This is a genomic window from Opitutus sp. (assembly GCA_024998815.1).
Taxonomy (GTDB): Bacteria; Verrucomicrobiota; Verrucomicrobiia; order Opitutales; family Opitutaceae; genus Rariglobus.
Window position 1 is genome coordinate 900,598 of the sequence record JACEUQ010000002.1, and the last position, 18,588, is coordinate 919,185.

The 18,588-nt window shown below is 59.8% G+C and carries 18 protein-coding genes; 3 read left to right on the top strand and 15 right to left on the bottom strand.

Going from position 1 to position 18,588, the window contains the following annotated elements:
* Positions 1–68 precede the first annotated feature (68 nt).
* The 8 genes from H2170_11695 to H2170_11730 all read right to left on the bottom strand — a co-directional run bounded on the left by H2170_11695 (position 69) and on the right by H2170_11730 (position 8,520).
* On the bottom strand, positions 69–836 hold the full coding sequence (locus H2170_11695; protein ID MCS6300741.1) for an ATP-binding protein: 768 nt from the start codon (positions 834–836) through the stop codon (positions 69–71).
* Positions 833–2,299: an IS21 family transposase gene (locus H2170_11700; GenBank protein ID MCS6300742.1), complete on the bottom strand. Its 1,467-nt coding sequence runs from the start codon at positions 2,297–2,299 to the stop codon at positions 833–835. The genes H2170_11695 and H2170_11700 overlap by 4 nt, the downstream gene beginning before the upstream one ends.
* A complete protein-coding gene (locus H2170_11705; GenBank protein ID MCS6300743.1) occupies positions 2,296–2,655 on the bottom strand; it encodes a hypothetical protein in 360 nt (119 codons plus the stop codon). The genes H2170_11700 and H2170_11705 overlap by 4 nt, the downstream gene beginning before the upstream one ends.
* Positions 2,656–3,344: 689 nt before the next feature.
* Entirely contained in the window at positions 3,345–3,686 is a 342-nt protein-coding gene (locus tag H2170_11710; protein MCS6300744.1) for a hypothetical protein, read from the bottom strand.
* Positions 3,687–3,947: 261 nt separating this feature from the next.
* Positions 3,948–5,033 (bottom strand): ferrochelatase, encoded by a 1,086-nt coding sequence (gene hemH / locus H2170_11715; GenBank protein ID MCS6300745.1) that lies wholly within the window; start codon positions 5,031–5,033, stop codon positions 3,948–3,950.
* A 160-nt stretch (positions 5,034–5,193) separates the two neighbouring features.
* Positions 5,194–6,138 (bottom strand): metalloregulator ArsR/SmtB family transcription factor, encoded by a 945-nt coding sequence (locus H2170_11720; protein MCS6300746.1) that lies wholly within the window; start codon positions 6,136–6,138, stop codon positions 5,194–5,196.
* Between the two features lies 1 nt (position 6,139).
* Positions 6,140–7,606 carry an RNA polymerase factor sigma-54 gene (rpoN, locus tag H2170_11725; protein MCS6300747.1) on the bottom strand — a complete coding sequence of 489 codons (1,467 nt, stop codon included), beginning with the start codon at positions 7,604–7,606 and terminating at the stop codon, positions 6,140–6,142.
* Positions 7,603–8,520, bottom strand: coding sequence for a serine/threonine protein kinase (locus H2170_11730; GenBank protein ID MCS6300748.1), 918 nt, complete (start codon positions 8,518–8,520; stop codon positions 7,603–7,605). Before H2170_11730 ends, rpoN begins: the two co-directional genes overlap by 4 nt.
* A 154-nt stretch (positions 8,521–8,674) precedes the next feature.
* On the opposite strand from H2170_11730, the gene H2170_11735 reads away from it, so the two are divergent.
* Positions 8,675–8,992 (top strand): iron-sulfur cluster assembly accessory protein, encoded by a 318-nt coding sequence (locus tag H2170_11735; GenBank protein ID MCS6300749.1) that lies wholly within the window; start codon positions 8,675–8,677, stop codon positions 8,990–8,992.
* Positions 8,993–9,072: 80 nt separating this feature from the next.
* Here the strand turns inward: H2170_11735 and ubiE are convergent, their stop codons facing one another.
* Positions 9,073–9,768 carry a bifunctional demethylmenaquinone methyltransferase/2-methoxy-6-polyprenyl-1,4-benzoquinol methylase UbiE gene (gene ubiE, locus H2170_11740; protein MCS6300750.1) on the bottom strand — a complete coding sequence of 232 codons (696 nt, stop codon included), beginning with the start codon at positions 9,766–9,768 and terminating at the stop codon, positions 9,073–9,075.
* Between the two features lie 393 nt (positions 9,769–10,161).
* Between ubiE and H2170_11745 the strand changes: the two genes are divergently transcribed.
* Complete coding sequence (locus H2170_11745; GenBank protein ID MCS6300751.1) at positions 10,162–10,470, top strand: integration host factor subunit beta; 309 nt, start codon at positions 10,162–10,164, stop codon at positions 10,468–10,470.
* A 174-nt stretch (positions 10,471–10,644) separates the two neighbouring features.
* Here the strand turns inward: H2170_11745 and H2170_11750 are convergent, their stop codons facing one another.
* Together H2170_11750 and H2170_11755 are read right to left on the bottom strand one after the other, a co-directional pair.
* On the bottom strand, positions 10,645–11,322 hold the full coding sequence (locus H2170_11750; protein MCS6300752.1) for a response regulator transcription factor: 678 nt from the start codon (positions 11,320–11,322) through the stop codon (positions 10,645–10,647).
* Complete coding sequence (locus H2170_11755) at positions 11,294–12,637, bottom strand: hypothetical protein (GenBank protein MCS6300753.1); 1,344 nt, start codon at positions 12,635–12,637, stop codon at positions 11,294–11,296. Before H2170_11755 ends, H2170_11750 begins: the two co-directional genes overlap by 29 nt.
* Positions 12,638–13,071: 434 nt before the next feature.
* Between H2170_11755 and H2170_11760 the strand changes: the two genes are divergently transcribed.
* Positions 13,072–13,689: a repressor LexA gene (locus H2170_11760; protein ID MCS6300754.1), complete on the top strand. Its 618-nt coding sequence runs from the start codon at positions 13,072–13,074 to the stop codon at positions 13,687–13,689.
* Positions 13,690–13,965: 276 nt separating this feature from the next.
* Here the strand turns inward: H2170_11760 and phoU are convergent, their stop codons facing one another.
* From phoU to pstC, 4 genes are all read right to left on the bottom strand, one after another.
* Positions 13,966–14,634: a phosphate signaling complex protein PhoU gene (phoU, locus tag H2170_11765; protein MCS6300755.1), complete on the bottom strand. Its 669-nt coding sequence runs from the start codon at positions 14,632–14,634 to the stop codon at positions 13,966–13,968.
* Positions 14,635–14,760: 126 nt separating this feature from the next.
* A complete protein-coding gene (locus tag H2170_11770) occupies positions 14,761–15,630 on the bottom strand; it encodes a phosphate ABC transporter ATP-binding protein (protein MCS6300756.1) in 870 nt (289 codons plus the stop codon).
* A gap of 41 nt (positions 15,631–15,671) precedes the next feature.
* Positions 15,672–16,775, bottom strand: coding sequence for a phosphate ABC transporter permease PstA (gene pstA, locus H2170_11775; GenBank protein MCS6300757.1), 1,104 nt, complete (start codon positions 16,773–16,775; stop codon positions 15,672–15,674).
* A 15-nt stretch (positions 16,776–16,790) separates the two neighbouring features.
* Positions 16,791–18,404 (bottom strand): phosphate ABC transporter permease subunit PstC, encoded by a 1,614-nt coding sequence (pstC, locus tag H2170_11780; protein MCS6300758.1) that lies wholly within the window; start codon positions 18,402–18,404, stop codon positions 16,791–16,793.
* Between the last annotated feature and the right edge of the window lie 184 nt (positions 18,405–18,588).

The window sequence follows — 18,588 nt, forward strand, 5'->3', positions numbered from 1 at the left end:
GCGGTTACAAAATCACCTGTCGTAAAAGCCGATGACCGGCCCCGCCAGGGGCCGATCATCAGGCCCGGTCAGCTTGCAGGTTCGTCGGCTAGGCGGTCTTTCATGCGGTAGGATTTGCCCTCGATGACGACGGTCTGAGCGCGGTGCAGCAGGCGGTCCAGGATCGCCGCGGTGATGCCAGCGTCGTTGTTAAAGATCCCTGCCCAGTGTTTGTAGGCCTTGTTGGTGGTGACGATCAGCGAGCCGCGTTCGTAGCGTTGGCTGACGATCTGGAAGAGCAGGTCGGCCCCCGACTTGTCGAGCGGCAGGTAGCCGACCTCATCGAGCACGAGCACCGCAGGGGTCATGTAACGCTTCAACTCGGCTTGCAACCGGTGCAGGGACTGGGCGGTGACCAGGGCGTTGATCGCGTCCACCGCCGTCGTAAACAGCACCGTGTAACCCGCCTGGCAGGCCGCGTAGCCCAACGCGCTCGCGAGATGTGTCTTCCCAAGCCCCACACCACCGCAAAACACCACGTTGGTGCGCTCCTTCACAAAACCCAGTTCGAAGAGGTGGCGTACCTGCGCTTCGTTCAACTCCTTGGGCCAGTCCCACTGGAACTGGTCGACGGTTTTCTTGACCGGGAAGCGCGCTGCCTGGATGCGCCGCTCCAGCGCCCGGATCTGGCGGTCCTGGGTCTCGGCCTGCACCAGTCGGCGTAAAAATTCGGCGTGCGAACAGCGCGCCTTGGCCGCCTCGGCGGTCAGTTCGCCGTGGTGACGCAACAGGTAACCGAGTTTCAGATACTTAAGCTGGTCTTTTAATAAATCGGGTTTTTCGGGTTCTGTTTTCATAGAGTGTAGGGGCTTAAATCCGGGGGACACAGTTCGAGTTCCAACGCGGCCACCGCGTCGGCGCGGGTGAGGTGGATCGGCCCGGCTTGCGGCAAGGCCCGCGCGCGTTGTTCGAGCAAGTTGAGGATGTAATCGCTGGAGTAGGCGCCGAGTTCATGGGCGCTTTCGATCGCCCGGCCGACTGCCTCCGTTCCATACAGGGCCACCAAACCCACGATAGTCGCCAGGTGGTGTCCCGCGTTGAGCCGGCGCTCCTCCAGCCCCCGTTGGTAGGCGGGTGCCGCCGGGCTCAGTTCCAAAAACCGTAGCCGCAGGCGCTGCCGCGCTCCCTGCCGTTTGCGCTCTTCGAGTTCGCGCACGTGCTCGGGGTTTTCCACATCGGCGCGGCGGGCAAAACTGCGGGCGTGCTCGGCCACCAGGGTGCGGTCCGCATAAAACCTCACCTGCGCCCCCTCGATCTGCGCGGTGAGTAGCGCCCCGGCAAACTTCGTGGGCACCGAGTAGCGGTTCGTTTCGATACTCACCCGGCACCGCCGCGACGCCCGCACGCTTAAGGTGCGCACCGCCGGACTGGCCACCGGGTTAAGCGGCAGGAGCGCAGCGCGCTCCTCGGGCAGCCGGTCCACCGGCCGGCCCTGGGTTTCAGCGTGAACGCGCACGTTGGCCACCGTTTCCAGCCACAAGCTGGCGGCCGGCCCCAGCTCGGTAAACCCATTCATCTGCCTCCCGCCAAGGAAGCTTTTTTTCACGTAACCCACCGCGTTTTCCACCATGCCCTTGGACTGCGGATGCCCCGGCCCGCACGCTTTTATCGTAAACCCGTAGTGCCGGGCAAAGTCCAGGTACTGGGCGTTGTACACCGGGTCGGTCCCGGGCACATGCGAGAGGACGGCCGTCTTGCAGTTGTCCACCATCACCTCGCGCGGCACCCCGCCGAGTTTTTCAAAGGCGCGCCGGTGACAGCCCAGCCACCACTCCTGGCCCTGCCCGAGGGTAAATTCCACATGCAGGAACCGGCTGTACCCCAAAACCATGACGAAAAAACTTAAAGCCCGCCGGGTGCCGTCCACCTCCACCGCGCCAAAACTGCCCCAGTCCACCTGCGCGGTCTGGCCGGGGGCAAACTTGAGGGTAAGAAACGCCTCCAGGTTCCTCGGCCGCACCCGCCGCACGTAGTCTTTCAAAATTGAATACCCGCCCGTGTACCCCCGCTCGCGCACCTTTTGCCAGAGCTGCATGGCGGTGAACGGATGGGCCTCCAGCCACCGCGCGATCGCCGGCTTGTGCACGTCGAGCTTGCTTGGCCTAGGCACCTGCGCGGCCTGGCTGCGCACGTACTTTTCCTGCGCCTGCCAGCGCCTCACCGTCTGCACGTGCAACTGGAGCGAGCGGGCGATTTGCGGCGCACTGTGACCGGCCGCCTCCGCCTGTTTTATCCGGCAATACAGTTCGTAATCGATCACGCGCCCACCTCCCGGCTCGGCGGCGGCGTTGCCGCCAGCGTGTGCGTTGGCCTGCCCCGGTCCAAGGAGAGCACCTGGTAAAGTGGCGCGGCGTAGGCGATCACCCCGGCCTCGATTAACTGCCGGCGCGCCTCGACCAGGCCGTCCTCGCTGAGCGTGAGCAGCCGGGCCAGGGTGCGCGTGGCGTAGTAACTCAGCCCGTCGGCGTCGCCCACGGTGACCAGGACCAGATAGAGGCCCCAGGCGGGGGCACTGGCCCGCCCCAGGTAATTGCCCCGCACCAGCCGGTGGTCCAGCCAGCTAAACTGGGCCGGCGTGCGCCGGAGTTGTTCGCGATCGATCGGTTGTTTTTGCATAATCGGGCGGCTGGACGTCGATGCCCAGGATCACCCGCCCCCGGGATTGCAGGTGTCGCAGCATGGGTTCGAGGTCCTCTTGTAACGTCACTCCGGCGAACTGCGCGATAAGCCCCACGAGCACAGGGTTTTGCGACTCCCATCTGTCTTGTAACGGCACGCAGGGATTCGGTAACGCCACCTCGGCGACCGGCTCGGCTTTAGGCTGGCGCACAACGGATTGCGTAGTTGGGATGTCTTGTAACGCCACCCGCCGTCGCGGCCCCCTCCGCCTTGAGTACCCCGGATTGGCCTTCCGCCACTCCTGCACCCGTTGGACATTTTCTGGGCCTTTCCAGTGGTCGAGGTTCTCCGGCTTCGCCAACCATTTGGCCTGACTGGCCGCCCGGCTCGCCCGTCGGCATCCCGGCTTCCCGCAGTAGCGCTGACGCTCGCGGTTATGCGCGTCGGGCAGAAAGAAATCGGCACAGTGCAAACACTTGCGTGAACCGGTTGGATGCATCGCTGTGCATCCGCCAAGCGTCCCGCCGGTTCAATCTCCACCCATTCGCACCCCTCATATCCCCAGCCGGACAGGGAAGAAAACCCACCCACGGAAGAAGAGTATTACTCTTTTTAAGGGGAAGAAGATCCACCGAAGAAGAAGTGCATTCCTAACCGCCAGAAATAGACGCTTTCCCGCTCGCCGCTCACATCCACATGGGCCCGGTAGCTCGCACCGGTGCGGCTAGCGACAGAGGCAGGTGCTTGAGCGCAAAGTAGCTGCACAACCACGACGCGGCCACGAGGAGCGATTTGAGGAATAGTAGCAGGTGTTGTGCTCCTGTAAGCGGATCAACCTTGAGCGCGGCGGTCAGTCCGGCGAAAGCGGACGCATCGAGCGCAAGCAGTGTGAGCCAGACCAGCGAACTGCACACATTGGCCAAAAACAGCACGGGGAGCACAGCGTTGTCGCGCACCGCGTGCTTGGTGCTCAGATCATATAACCCAAGGAACAAAGCGGATAATAAACTGGCGGCGATCCACGGCATGAAACGCAAAGATCTGCCGTCATTTGCACGCACGGGCAAGCGTGCAGAGTGAGTCGAAAAACGGTCGGCGTTGTGTTTGCCGAGCTTGGTTACCACAGCCAAGCGTTCAACTGAAGATCAAGAACGATTCGCCCCCCTTCCACCAATCAGCCTGCCCGTGGCACCGCTGAATTCCGGATCGTTCTCGTTCTCTTTATCCTACTTGGCCTCGTTCCGATGCCCATAGCCTGCGGCTAACGCAGGCCAGGCATACGAGGGGCTTCAAACCACGGGAACCAGGGTCTGCGCGCGCTGGCCGGCTTGGACCGACACCGGAGTGCGCCCACCGAGCCAGGCGCGGACGCGGCCCGCGAGAAAGTCGATGTAGGGCGCCTGGTCGTTCAAGCAGGGCACATGCTGGAACCATTCGCCGCCGGCGTGCAGGAACTCTTCTTTACCCTCGCCGGCGATCTCCTCAAGGGTTTCCAAGCAATCGGTGACAAAGGCCGGCGTCATGACCAGAAGGCGTTTTTTGCCCTCCTTGGGCAGGCGCTCCAGTTCGAAGTCGGTGTACGGGGTCAGCCACGGTTCGCCGGCCAAGCGGGACTGGAACGACACCGTGTGCTTTTCGGCGGTGATGCCGGCACGTTTAACGAAAGCCTGGGTGGTTTTAAGCACCTGAGCCTTGTAGCAGGTGGCGTGGGCGGGGCTGCACGTGTTGCAGCAATCGTTGACCAGCGTGCAGTGGGCATTGGAGGAGTCGCCCTTGCGCAGGTGGCGCACCGGGATGCCGTGGTAGCTCACCAGCAGCATGTCGTGGGGCATCGCCAAATAGGGGGCGGAAACTTGGTAAAGCGCCTCGATGTAATCGGCGTCCTCGTAAAACGGCTGGACGGTGGCGATGACAAGGGGACGCGCGAGCTTGGCGGCTTCCTCTTGAACTTTAACCACCACGGTCTCCCACGACGACATCGCGTAGTGGGGATATTGGGGGAACAGCAGCACGTCAGTCACGCCGTCGGCGACCATCTGCGCGAGGACGGAGGCGATGGAGGGCTGGTCGTAACGCATCGCCAGGTAAACCGGGGCCTCGCTGCCGAGTTCGGCGGAGAGTTTTTCGCGAACACGCTTCGAGGTGACCACCAGCGGCGAACCCTCGGCGGTCCAGATTTCCTGGTACGCCTTGGAGGATTTCGGCGCGCGCGTGGGCGTGATCACGCAGTTGACGAGCAGCTTGGCCAGCCAACGCGGCTTGATGTCGATGACCCGCTCGTCGCCTAGAAACTCGCGCAGGTAACGGCGAACGTGGGGAACCGAAGTGGACTCAGGTGAACCGAGATTAACGAGAAGGACAGCGCGCTTGGACATGTGGCCAAGATTGGTCGTAAGTTTTCACCCCATGTCAAACGAGGGGAGACGAAAGTCGTCGGTTTTTTACCTCCCTCAGTCGATCCAATCACTCCGCAGCGACGGAGGTTACGCAGCTCGATTGGTGGCGTAACACCAAGGGCTAGGCCCAATGCCTCGTTTACCCTCGGGATTCCGGTTTGATGCCGCTGGCCAAAAGGGTCTCGAACTTGGGCTCTTTTTCCTCGCGGGCGACCGTGGACACGTCGACCTGCACAAACCCGGCCTTTTTCAAAAAGCCGTGCAGGGCGCTTTCCTTAAATCCAAGCCATTCGTCGGCGTAGAGCTCGTGCGCTTTTTCGAAGGTATGCTCCTTGAGGTCGAGGATCAGGACTTGGCCTCCGGGTTTGAGAATGCGGTAGGCCTCCTTAACCGCAGATTCAGGGTGCAGCGCGTGGTGGAGGGCCTGGCTGAGGATGGCCAAATCCACGGACTGCGCAGGTAGGGGAACGTTTTCGATGTCGCCCAGTTTATAGGTGAGATTGGCGAGCCCGTTTTTGGCGGCCAGCTCGGTGCCGACTTCGACCATGCGAGGGGCGTTGTCGATGCACCAAACATGGCTGGCTCGGCGGGCAAGCAACTGGGAAAACAGCCCCTCGCCCGCGCCCAAGTCGGCGATGACTATCCGCGGCGTGAGCCGCAGGGCGAGGTGGCCGATCGCCTCCCAGGAGCGTCCGGGGCAGTAGTTTTTCCCCAACTTGCCGGCAATCAGGTTAAAATACTGCTCCTGGTGGTCGCGGCGTTTTTTGAGGATGCGCGCAAGGTTGGAGCGGTCCTCGGCGAGCTCGGGCAATTCGGCCACCGAATCGCAGGCGGCGTGCAACAAGGCCAGGCTGCGGGCGTCGAGCGTGGGGCGAAGCGAATAAAACGCCTTTTTGCCATCGCGGCGGTCAACCACCAAGTCGGCCTGGCGGAGCTGGGCCAGTTGCGAGGAAATGCGCGACTGGGCCATGCCGAGGATTTCCTGGAGTTCGGCCACCGAAAGCTCCTCGCGAAGCAGCAGCGCGAGCAGGCGCAGGCGGGTCGGGTCGGAGAGCAGCTTGAGCGTGTCCCAGGCGGCGTTCACGTCAGAGGTATTCGCGGCGCAGGTTACTGGGCAACTGCCCCAGCTCCTCGCGGTATTTGGCCACGGTGCGGCGGGCGATGTTGATGCCCTTTTCCTGCAGTTTTTTCACGATTTCCTGGTCGCTCAACGGCTGGCTGCGATCCTCGCCCTCAACTAGGTCGTTGATCATGTCTTTGACGCTGGTGTTGGAGACCGAGGCGCCGCCGTCGGCTTGGTAACCGGGAGTGAAGAAGAACTTGAAGTCGAAGACGCCGTGGGGGGTCTGGATGTATTTATTGGCGATGGCGCGGCTGACGGTGGTCTCGTGGACGCCAACCAGGTCGGCGATCTGCGTCATGGTCAGCGGGCGGAGTTTGGATACGCCGGACTCGAAGAACTCGTGCTGTGCCTTGAGGATTTCGCGGGTGATGCGCTCGATCGTCTGCTGGCGCTGGTCGATGGAGTTGATCAGGAACTTGCCGGAGCGGATACGCTCACGGACGTAGTCACGCTCCTCCTTGTTGAGGGAACCCTTGGCGATGAGATCCTTGTAGGTACTGGAGATGCGCAGACGCGGGATGTAGTCGCTGTTCAGGTGGATCTTCCACTCGTCTCCGTCTTTTTCGACGGTCACATCGGGCACAACAACCCGGTTGCTATCATCGGCAAAACGGCGTCCGGGGGCGGGATCAAGCGTGCCGACCTCCTCGATGGCCTCCTGGATATCATCGGTGTGGATACCGAGCTTGCGCGCCAGCTCGGGAATCCGGCGCCGGGTGAGCAGCGCGAAATGGTCACGAATGATGCGCGCAGCCAGGGAGTCTGCACGGCCCTTGACGGCGAGTTGAAGCAGGAGGCACTCGCCGAGATTGGCCGCACCGATGCCGGCGGGCTCGAAGGTTTTGATCTGGCGGGCGGCTTCTTGCACGGAAGCCAGCGCAATGCCGGTCTGCAGCGCCACGTCCGCGGGGCTCTGAGTGAGGAAACCGCGGTCGTCGAGGCTGCCGACGAGGTGGCTCATCGCCTGCAGCACGTCCGCCGGAGTGTCGGCGAGCTCGGCCTGGCGCATGAGATGCTCCTGGAGCGAGGTCTCGGTGACCAGTGAGTCGAAGAAATGCTGACGACGCTCGGCATCCTCGGCGGTGTAGGGCTGGGCGCCACCGGCTTGGGACATGTAGTCCTTCCAGTCGTCGTCGAGCTTGCTAAGGATGTCGTATTCCTTGGAGAAATCCATCTCCTCGCGGTTGTCGGCGCCCTCGCCGCTCTCGTTATTTTCGGAGGCACTGTCCTTTTGCTCCTGATCGAGGCTGACGCCATCCATCGGGAGTTCCTCGAGAGTCGGATTACTCTGCAACTCCTCTTGGATAACGGACCGCAGGTCGAGCGCCGCGACCTGCAAAATCTTCAGCGAATGCCGCAGCTGCGGGGCGAGAACCAGCGATTGGTTCTGGCGCTGGCGGATATCCTGACTGAAGCCCTGGGCGCTCATGAGGTTTTTTCGGTGGCTGGAAGGGGTTCAGCCATGAGGGTCTTGAGGTAGGCGCCCAGTTTCTCGTTGGTCGGGCCGTAGCCGTCGCTGTAAAGGTAGACCTCAAGGTCGTGGAGCATTTCGAAGGCGCTCTGGTAACGTTTTTCGCGGTCACGCTCCAGCGACTTCTGGATGATGCGCTCCAACTTGGGGTCGATCTGCGCGCGCAGTTCGGAAAACACGGGAATCGGCAACTCGAGGATATTCCGCCGCGAGACCAAGCGATCTGTATCGCGGAATATATTACGCCCCAACAGCAGCTCGGTGAGCACGATTCCCAGCGGGAAGAGGTCGGCGCGGGCGTCGGTCACGGCGAAATTAGCCTGCTCGGGCGAGAGGTAATCATCCTTACCAGCGATAACCTTGCCCTCCTCGTTGTGCATGAGGTCGAGGGCCTTCGCGATGCCGAAGTCGGTGAGCTTAACGTCGCCCTCGTAGGCGATCATGACGTTCTTCGGGCCGATATCGCGGTGCACGATGCCGAGCGGGCGCCCGTCCTTGTCGAGCTTTTGGTGCGCGTAGGTCAGCCCGCGGGCGATGCGGGAAATAATGAAGGCGGCGATATCAACGGGCATCAGCCGCCCCAGTGCGGTCTGGCGCTCAATGAGTTGCTCCAAATTCACCCCGGAAACGTACTCCATGACCATGAAGTACTGTCCGCCAATCATGCCGAGGTGATAAGTCTGGACGATATTGGTGTGGATGAGGTTGGCGACCAACCGGGCCTCCCCAATAAAATTTTTCTGGAACTCGGGAATCGTCGAGTATTCCTCGCGAATCAGTTTGACCGCGACGACCTTGGTAAAGCCCCCAGAACCGCGCTGGAGTGCTTCGTAAACCACGCCCATACCGCCTTCTGCGATAGTGCGGGTCATCTCATAATGGAGTTCGTTAAAGATGTGTTTTATGGCAGCCACGGGGGCGAATAGAATGTGAGACATCTGGCGCTGGCAAGAGGGGAAATCGCCCCTAGCATGAGAATTGCTACACCCATTGACAGCGACGGGGCCCGAGCGGTAGTTTGCGCCCATGATTACGCTCAGTCCTCGCGCCGCAGCCCAAGTCCGTGTGATGCAGTCCGCTCAAACAAGCGCGCCGCAACCGCTGCGGGTGCTGATCGAAACCGGCGGGTGTTCAGGTTTTCAATACGGCTTGTCGTTCGACGCGCCGAAGGCCGATGACACGCATTTTGAGAGCGAGGGGATTGCGCTGGTCATCGACCCCACCAGCCTCGCCTACCTGGACGGCTCCAACATCGATTTTGACGACGGACTCCACGGCAAGGGCTTCGAGATCAAGAACCCCAACGCCCAGAGCACCTGCGGCTGCGGCAAGTCGTTTAATTAACCTCTATCCCGCGCTCCCCATGAGGCAACCTGAGTTTGGTTGCCACAGAAGGGTCGGAGGTGAGCGGCGGGCCAGACCGCTTATTTGACCGCGATGTGCAGCGCGACCGAACCCAGGGTCATGCGCTTCACCTCAACGGATCGGCCCCCAGCCTGAACGATTTCAGCCGTCATGGCTGTGTGCCCGGGATAACGCTCAATCGAGCCGCACAGGTATTCGTAAGCCCCTCGATCGCCCGTCACGACTGCGGCAATCGACGGTAGAATGCGCTTGAGGTAGAAATAATAGAGCGGGCGAAACCATGCGTAGGGCTGGGAAAACTCCAGCACAACCAACCTTCCGCCAGGCCTGAGCACGCGGAACATCTCGGAGAGGGCCCGGTGGCGATCTGCCATGTTTCTCAACCCGAAAGAAATAGTCACCACATCGAATGATGCGTCGGCCAAGGGCAGTGCCATGCCGTCGCCTTGACGAAAGACCACATTGGGAAACATTCCGCTGCTTTGCTGCTTGATAACGGCCTCATCCAGCATCGGTTGGCAGAAATCCATGCCCGTGATGGCGGTGGTCTCGGAGAGCCCCTTGCTTAAGGCGAAGGCCACATCGCCGCTGCCGGTAGCCAAATCGAGCACGTCGGTGACCGCCTGACGACGCACCACCGCGACCAGCCGGTTCCGCCACCACACATCAACGCCCCCGCTGAGCAAACGATTGGCCACGTCGTAACGACGGGCGATGCGGGCAAACATAGAATTAACAGCAATGGGATCGGGCATGACGATGACGAGTGCTAGGGCTAAGAACGGGGCTTGTCGCTACGATACTCAGGAATGAGCGCGGGCACTTTTTAAACTATCACCACCTTAAATTCGATTATTTTCACAAAATGTACCCGAAGCACTTTACTGGACTACACTTTGTGCCGATGCATGGCGCAACTTAGCATCACTCATGGAAAATGCTTAAGTCGTAACCTCGAACCCAAAAACAAAAAGAAACGCGATAATTAAAACGTAAAAACCTTAAAAACATATACTTAAATAAATTATCACCCCTGGATCCAATTGTTTTCGCCTGAGATAATCGACTCCCGTAGTTGACGTAATCCATGAGCGGCGAGTAGCTTACACCCAGTACCCAACACCAACACCTGAATTAAAAAAATAATCATGTCCAACAACCTCACCAAACGCGAAATCGTCCTAGCCATTTACGAAAAGACCTCGTTCCCCCAAAAGGAAGTTGTCGCCACGGTCCAACTGACCCTCGACATCATCCAAAAGGCTCTGGCCGAGGGACGTAATGTCGAGCTGCGCAACTTCGGCGTTCTTGAAGTGCAACGCCGTAAGTCCCGCATCGGCCGCAATCCCAACAAGCCCGAAGCCGAGGTCGTCATCCCCGCACGCGCCGTCGTTAAGTTCAAAGCCGGCAAGGTGCTTAAGCAGATGCTTAAGAAGATCGATATCAACAAGCTCTGAGCCAGGCATTGCGCCCTGTCCGCTCTATCTCTCAAGGTTGGCCTTTTTAGGCCGGCCTTTTTTGTGCACGCTCACCGAGGCGCGACACCTCCTGCATCTCGCCCGAAATAGCCCCGTAGTCTAACCCAGCCACATCGCTAATCGTGCATTGGCCCCGCAGTCCAGGCCACACCATCAGACCAACCGGGGGGCCATCTCGATGACACCCTGCGTGATGGCATAGCGGGTCAAACCGGCCACGTCGTGAATATTGAGTTTGTTCATGACCTGCTGGCGGTGTTTTTCGACCGTCTTGATGCTGATGCACAAGTCGGAGGCGATCTGCTTGTTGCCTTTGCCCTCGGACACCAATTGCAAGACCTCCTGCTCCCGCGATGTCAGCCGCACGGAGGGCTTCATATTGAGCGGCTTGCCACCCCGGATAAACGTCTCGCGGTAGCGGTCCAGCAGGCGCTTGGCGATGGGCGGACTAAAGTAAGCATTTCCCTTATAGGCCTCATGGATCGCCTTAACCAAGTCGCTCGCCACCGTATCCTTGATCAAGTAACCCACCGCGCCCGCCTCCGTCAGCTTATGCACATACTCGTCGTCGCCGTAACACGACAGGATGAGCACCTTCGAGTTCGGCGCCTCTTTGCAAATCTGATGGGTCGCCTCGTGGCCGTTGAGCTGGGGCATGGCGATGTCCATGACGATAACATCGGGTGTGAGCTTTTTGGCCATTTGCACTGCCATGCGCCCATTTTCCGCTTCGCCCACAACCTCAAGGTCGGGCTCAATCGATAATAGCGCCCTTAGTCCCTGCCGCAGTACGGCATGATCATCAACAAGAAGTATAGTTATTTTTTTCATGAAATAGAATTCGACTAAAAGAAGGTCTGTGCGCACTCGCCAGCAGGCTCGGGCTGCGCACTTCAGAAGGTCCAACCGATCGTGCCGCCAGCGGCAAGCGCACCCGCACCGTTGTGCCGCGACCAACCACGGACTCGACCGTAAAATCTCCGCGCATGAGTTGCACGCGTTCCCGCATTCCGAGCAGGCCAAGTCGCATGCCGCATTTTTCCACCAACGTATCCTCGACGTTAAACGCCCGCCCGTTGTCGGCCACTTCCATACAAACATCCCTCGGTAAGCGCAGAAAACGCACGTCAAGCCGAGTCGCATTCGCATGCTTAACCACGTTGGTGATGCTCTCCTGGGCGATTCGATAGAGCACAACCTCCTGCTCGACACCCAGCCCGGAGAGATCCGCCGTGTCCTGCATGAAGCCCTTGATCCCCGCCCGTTCGGCAAACGTACGAACGTAGTCAGCGATCGCCCCGCGCAACCCCAGGCGGTCCAGCGCGTCGGCGCGTAAGTTGCGACAAATTCGGTGCGTTGACTCCATGGTTTGCGAGACCAACGCCTGCGCCGCCTCGACTTGACGCTGCAACGCCTCCCCCAACGCAGCTTCCTTCTTTAAAGCCTCCAAGCGAACGCTTAAAGCGACAAGCAGTTGACCGATATCATCGTGTAACTCACGGCTCACCCGCTTGCGCTCCGCCTCGTGAACTTGAACCAACTTATCGGGATGGGTCAGGATCTCGGTTTTGAGGAGACGCACCTGCTGGCAAAGCTTCAAAGTGCGCGCCTTTCCACAGCGTAAGGCGGCCTCGAGTTGAAGCTGCCGGGGCACGAGATCCGCCAACTCCTGCCCGCGCCGCGCCAAAGCCAGTTCCAAATCCCCCACTCGCGCCTGGGCGGCCGGCAGGCGACGCAAGCCTGCTTCAAACGGCGACAGCGCATCCAGCAGAAACTCCCGCGCCGCACGGCACTGCTGCGTCGCCTCGTAGCGCGCCCCACCTGAAGCAACCATCACCGGCCAAGAATCCTCATGCAAACGAACCAGATCAAAAATACTCATCCCCCGACGCATCGCCAAAAAACCCAGTTCACAGGCGGCCCCCAAATGCGCCTCGTCACGGTGCGCGAGATACTCGCCTAGCGCGCGCCTGTAATCGGCATCAAACAGCGGACGCACCCGTGTCGGCCGATGGAAAACACCCGAAAAATCGGCGCTGCCTGGAAATGCTATACCCTGGCGTTTTTTCATAAGATCATCCGAAAAAATGCGGTTATTCACCAAATTCGGGGGTGACTGAACCATCGATATGTCATTCGTCTGCACTGTATAGAAAACGTAATGCCTCGCCGAGTAGGTGTTCACCTACCTCCCCCTGTTAACATCCTTTTTACATCCCCCAAACCACTTCGAACAGAGCAAGTTAACCCAACAGTAAAAAAAACGAAAATAAATAAAAACCATACACTTAAGTTATAAATATTTAGTTTTCCGGATTTAGCCGCAGGAAGTAGCGCAGACTTCCAGTCGGCTTTGACGCAATCCCGGCCCGGCAACCCTGAGCAGACTGGAAGTCTGCGCTACTTTTCGAGCCGTTACTTTTCTGCTTTGCCCGCGCTCCGCCGCGGTGTGCCACTGGAAACTTCGAGGAACCTAAACAGAGGCGGTGCTGAAATTAAATTTAACACCGAGAAAAACAAAGCTGGCAGCGAGCACCAAAATAGCGTTCACCTGAACTCGGTTCATCTGTACCCAACACCATGCGACTCACTGAACGCCAAGAAGAGATCCTCGCCTTTGTTAGCGACTATCAACGCGAACAAAAAATCCCGCCCTCCACCCGCATCATCAAAAAGCACTTCGGCTTTAGCTCCCAAACCACGGTGGTTCGCCACTTGGCCGGACTCGCCCTCAAGGGTGCAGTCGAGCAGCTCGCCGATGGCGCCTGGGGTGCCAAAACCAACGAAATCCAGTCGCTTTTTTCGCTCCCTATCTACGGCGAAATCCCTGCCGGTGTCCCCTCTCCCGAGGAGCAACAAAACCAGCGCTCCATCCCCATTGATCCCGCCATTTTCGGCGTTCGCGCTTCACGCCAACACCTCCTGTGGGGCCTCGAAATCAAGGGCGACTCCATGATCGACGCCCAGATTTGCAGCGGCGACATCGGCATCTTTGAGAAGCGGGAACCCCGCGTCGGCGACATCATTGCCGCCTTGGTCAACGAAACCACCGTCACCTTGAAACGCCTTGTTGAGATTCAGGGTAAGCGGATCCTGCGCGCGGAAAACAAAGCCTACGCCGACATCATCCCTGCCTCAGGACTGGAATGCCAGGGGGTTCTCATTGGCATGATCCGCACCCGAGTTGCGTCCGCTTAACGCGGGCCTTCGGGTGGATCAGCGCGGGCCGAGCCTTTTCCCGCGCCTACATCACCCCTGTCAACGCAGCCTCGCAATCCCACCTCCCACCACTGACCTGCCCCCAAGCGCCTGCCAATGAACGGCAGGCGTTTGGCGAGACTCATACCAGCAGCAGAATGCGTTTAGACTTAAATCGCACAGGCGAGACGTTTGTGCCACGTCGAGCAGTTCCGCGCGTGGCTTGGGCGTCTCGCCCATGTCGGGGAAAAGTCTAAAATAATTCTATCATTGGTATCAGCCTTTTTTGAATTCTTCGCGGTGGCGGATGTCTTGGGCCTTGGCCAAAAAGACCATCTCCTCGGCAATGTTACAGGCGTGGTCGGCCACCCGCTCCAACGACTTGGAAATAAACATGAGCTCCAGCGCCCGCGTCGTCGTCGCCGGATTCTCAATCATGTAACTGCTCAGCTCGCGATAAAGCTGCTTGTTGATCGCATCGACCTCGGCATCGCGCCGCACCACCGCAAGCGCTTTGTCGGTGTCGCCATGGAGAAAACAATCCAGCGCATCACGCAGCATTTCGATGGCGATTTCGGCCATGCGGGGGATGTCGACGTAGGGCTTGAGCGGGGGTTCGGCAGCCAGGCGAATGGCACGCTTGGCAATGGTGGTGCACTCGTCCCCCACCCGCTCCAAATCGTGCGAGGCCTTCATGCCCACAATCACCAGGCGCAACTCGGTGGCCACCGGCGAACGCAGGTTCATGTAACGAATGGCTTCGTCGTCGATTTCCATCTCCAGGCGGTCGATTTCGTCGTCGGCGTCGATCACGCGTTGGGCCAGCGCCGCGTCGGATTCAACCAGCGCTTTTAACGAATCACGCACTTGGCGGATCGAGAGTTCGCCCATGAGCATCAGGTGCGAGCGGAAGGTTTCGAGTTCGGTGTCAAAAAATCGTTTCATAAAGGGGAGGAGGAGTGCCCACGAAACACACGGAACACACGAAAGTTAAACAACCTCCGGAGTCTCCGCATATCGTTAGTGGATTCAGTTCGTGGTTAAAAATCGGTGTCGTAGATAGGCCGTAACTCAACCGAAACGTCCCGAGACGTAGGCTTCGGTTTGGGGGTTGGCGGGGTTCATGAAGATCGTGCGGGTGTCGGCGTACTCGACGAGTTTGCCCATGTAAAAAAACGCGGTCTTGTCGGAGCAGCGCGCCGCCTGCTGCATCGAGTGGGTGACGATGATGATGGTGAACTCCTTTTTGAGGTCGTGAATCAGTTCCTCAACCTTCGCGGTGGCAATGGGATCGAGCGCCGAGCAGGGCTCGTCCATGAGGATGATCTCGGGCGACACGGCGATGGTGCGGGCAATGCACAGGCGTTGCTGCTGGCCGCCGGACAGGCCCAGGCCGCTTTCGTGCAGGCGATCCTTGACCTCGTCCCAGAGGGCGGCCCCGCGCAGGGACTTTTCAACCACCTCGTCGAGGCGCGCCTTGTTGGTCTCGCCCTGGATACGCAGGCCGTAGATCACGTTTTCGTAGATCGACTTGGGAAACGGGTTGGACTTCTGGAAAACCATGCCGACCCGTTTGCGCAACTCGATGGGGTCAACGTCGGTGCCGTTGATGTCAATGCCGCGCACGGTGACCTTGCCGCGTTTGACGCTGGTGCCGTCAATGAGGTCGTTCATGCGGTTGAGGCAGCGCAGGAGCGTCGATTTGCCACAGCCCGACGGGCCGATGAAGGCGGTCACGCGCTTGTCATCGAGCTTCAGGTTGATGTCAAAAAGGGCCTGCTTGGCGCCGTAGTAGAAATCGAAGTTCTCGATGTTGATGAGCGTCTCGGCGGCCTGGGAGTCGGTGTGACCAGCGGCGACCTTAAAGGCACGGGAAGCGGGCGTGGCGCCGGCGGCGGAGGTGGAGGCGGAAGCGGAGGGTGAGGTCGAGATGGTTTCCATGGACGGGAGGAACGGGAAAAGTTGAGTGGCGGCTGGGTCGACTACCATTTGTATCTGCCCCGCAGGTTGTTACGCAAAATGATGGAGGCGGTGGCAATGAGGGCGACGAGGCCGAGAAAAACGAAGGCGGTGCCGTATTGGACGCGGGCGGTGTACTCGTTTTGCGGGATTTTGGAGGACACCACGTAGATGTGATACGGCAGGGCCATCACGCCTTGAAAGAAAAAGTCGCTGGCCTTTTCGACGTCCCAAGGGAGCTTGTCGCGCACGACGTAGGCAGCGGTGAACATGATCGGCGCGGTCTCGCCGGCCACGCGGGCGATGCCCAAAATCGACGAGGTCAAGATGCCCGGCAGGGCGTAAGGAACCACGTTTTTGCGGATCGTCTGCCACTTGGTTGCCCCGAGGGCCAGCGAGCCCTCGCGGAACCCCTTGGGAACGGCCTTGAGGGCTTCTTCGGAGGCGGTGATGACAACGGGTAACACCATGAACGCCAAAGTGAACCAGCCGGAAAGGAGCGAGACGTTCCAGCCGCAGAAAATCACAAACATGCCGAAACCGAACAGGCCGAAGACAATGGAGGGCACGCCGGCGAGATTGAGAATGGCCAGGCGGATAAAACGCACCACGGGGCCGTCTTTGGCGTACTCGTTTAAAAAAATCGCGCTGCTCACGCCGAGAAAAAGGGCGATCGTCATCGAACCGACGACGAGCAGCACGGTGCCAACGATGCACGGCCAGATACCGCCCGCCGAATACACATAACTGGTGGCCTTGAACGCGGGCACGGGCTGGCCCGCAGCGGTTGCCTTGGCCTCTTCGGTAGCCCGAAAAGCGCGGAATTCCTGGTCGCCCATTTCGCGGCTTTTACCCTCGAAATCGAAGACATAAAGCGACTCGGGCGCGGTGAACAGGAAGGTATTGGTGACGTAGGGAAAATTGGCGGTGGTCTTGAAGCCGTTCACCACGGTGGGCACGCCTTTAAAGACGATGTCGGCGAAGACGATGGCGCCGCACAGGAGGATGAGGTAAGTGGCGGCACGGAACACGCCGAGCACGCCCTTTTCGATGGCGCCGCTGCGGCTGGGCCGATGCGCAAACGGGTTGGCCGGCTTGGGCGCGGTGAGATTTGTTGGATTGCTCATGGGTAAACGCACAAATCAGCCGATGGAAACGCGGTACTTGCGCACGATTTTTTGCGCCAGGAAATTGATGAGCAGGGCGATGAAGAACAATACGAGGCCCACCATAAAGAGCGCACGGTAATGGATTTCGCCGCGCACCACTTCGCCCATTTCCTGGGCGATGATGCCGGTCATGGTGTGCACCGGTTGCACAAAGGCGGTGAGCCCTTGGGTGAAATCGGGGATGGCGATGCGGTTACCCGCGCACAGCAAGACGACCATCGTCTCGCCGATCACCCGGCCCAGCCCGAGCAGGATCGCCGAAACGATGCCCGAGAGCGAGGCGGGGACGACGATGCGCAAAATGGTCTGCATGCGCGAGGCGCCGAGGGAGAAGGAGGCCTCCTTAAAGGCACGCGGCACGTTGTTGAGCGCATCTTCGGCGAGGGTGAAAATCGTCGGCACGGCGATCAGCGCCAGCAGACACCCGGCAGTGAGGGCGTTGAGCCGCTCCGAGAAGGGAAATCCCGGAACCCAGCTCAGCGCTTCGATTTGCGAGAGGGCGCGCAAGGCTTGGCCGAGCACGGCGATGCCGAAAAACCCCAAAACCACCGAGGGAATCGCCGAGATGAACTCAATGGCGGGCTTGATCAGGCGCTGCTCGCGGGCGCTGGAAAATTGGTTGATATAGATCGCCGCACCCACGCCGAGGGGCACCGCCAAAAACAGGGCGATGACCGACACCATCAGCGAGCCCACAAACAGCGGGACCACGCCATACCAGTCCTGCCAAAAACTCGCGGTCTTCCAGTCCTTGCCCAAAATAAACCCGGTGAACGTGTCGATCGCTGGAACCGGCTTCTGGTAGTCCCAGGTTTCCAGTTTCTTCTGGGTTTCTTGGAACGTCGCTAAGTACTGGCGGTTAAGCTCTTGGAAGCGCTCCAGGCGCAAGGCGAGGTCGGCGGTGGAAGCGGGCAGCTTTGGCAGCGAAGGGAGCAACTCCTTGATCGCGGCAGCCACGCCGTTGGCGGCTTCGACATACGCCGGGGTGACGCCAACCAGGGGGGCCAGCTCGGCCTTAAAATCGACGGTCGTGGTCTTTACCTCAGCGGCCTCGGCGGTCATGCCGGCGGCGAGGAACTGGGCGCGTTCCTTCTCGGCGTCGCGGTTGACGGTGTACTTCTCCTTGATGGCAACGGCGACGTCGGTGAGCTCGGAAACAAAGCCGCGCACCGGTTCGATGGTGTCGCTGTAGCGGCCGGCAAAGGCGTCCAAATCGGCCAGTTGCGCATTGGCTTGTGCGGGCGGAAGGGCCTGATCCTGAGTTAATTGCTTAAAAGCGCGCAGGCGGACGTCGAACAGGTAGCGGGTGAGCGCGGTGTGGCTCTCCTGCTGGGCGCGCATGTAATCGACGTATTCGAGGCCGGCCTTGCGGTAGAGCGTGATGCTTTCACGGTTTTGGCCGAAGAACTCGGAGCCTTCGCGGAAGAGGAAAAAGGTGATCAGGGCGAGGACCACAACGGCCGTGAGGGCGTTACCGCCGAAAAACACGCGGATGGTCTCGTCGAGAGTCAGCCCGAAAAAGCGCGTGCGGGCCTTTTGGATAACAAAGGGCTTCTGCGGAGGCGGTGGGAGGACGTCGGGCGACATGGGCTGGGCGGGAGCGGTGAAAAAGTAGGCTAGTAACGGCACAAATGCGCCAAACCTAAACCGAGAAGCCCGCTTAACTTGTGGTCAAGCGGGCCTCTGTGACAGTTAGGTAACAAAACGGATTTTCAGGCAGGGGGAGATGCCCCTCATTGGCGTTCCAGCTGGGGTTGGCAGCACATCCTTG

Coding starts and splice junctions, on each gene's coding strand:
- ubiE (MCS6300750.1), bottom strand. CDS start 9,768: ATGCCCGATCCCATTGCTGTTAATTCTATGTTTGCCCGCATCGCCCGT.
- rpoN (MCS6300747.1), bottom strand. CDS start 7,606: ATGAGCGCCCAGGGCTTCAGTCAGGATATCCGCCAGCGCCAGAACCAA.
- H2170_11735 (MCS6300749.1), top strand. CDS start 8,675: ATGATTACGCTCAGTCCTCGCGCCGCAGCCCAAGTCCGTGTGATGCAG.
- H2170_11695 (MCS6300741.1), bottom strand. CDS start 836: ATGAAAACAGAACCCGAAAAACCCGATTTATTAAAAGACCAGCTTAAG.
- hemH (MCS6300745.1), bottom strand. CDS start 5,033: ATGTCCAAGCGCGCTGTCCTTCTCGTTAATCTCGGTTCACCTGAGTCC.
- H2170_11745 (MCS6300751.1), top strand. CDS start 10,162: ATGTCCAACAACCTCACCAAACGCGAAATCGTCCTAGCCATTTACGAA.
- H2170_11705 (MCS6300743.1), bottom strand. CDS start 2,655: ATGCAAAAACAACCGATCGATCGCGAACAACTCCGGCGCACGCCGGCC.
- pstC (MCS6300758.1), bottom strand. CDS start 18,404: ATGTCGCCCGACGTCCTCCCACCGCCTCCGCAGAAGCCCTTTGTTATC.
- H2170_11750 (MCS6300752.1), bottom strand. CDS start 11,322: ATGAAAAAAATAACTATACTTCTTGTTGATGATCATGCCGTACTGCGG.
- H2170_11770 (MCS6300756.1), bottom strand. CDS start 15,630: ATGGAAACCATCTCGACCTCACCCTCCGCTTCCGCCTCCACCTCCGCC.
- H2170_11710 (MCS6300744.1), bottom strand. CDS start 3,686: ATGCCGTGGATCGCCGCCAGTTTATTATCCGCTTTGTTCCTTGGGTTA.
- pstA (MCS6300757.1), bottom strand. CDS start 16,775: ATGAGCAATCCAACAAATCTCACCGCGCCCAAGCCGGCCAACCCGTTT.
- phoU (MCS6300755.1), bottom strand. CDS start 14,634: ATGAAACGATTTTTTGACACCGAACTCGAAACCTTCCGCTCGCACCTG.
- H2170_11760 (MCS6300754.1), top strand. CDS start 13,072: ATGCGACTCACTGAACGCCAAGAAGAGATCCTCGCCTTTGTTAGCGAC.
- H2170_11730 (MCS6300748.1), bottom strand. CDS start 8,520: ATGACCCGCACTATCGCAGAAGGCGGTATGGGCGTGGTTTACGAAGCA.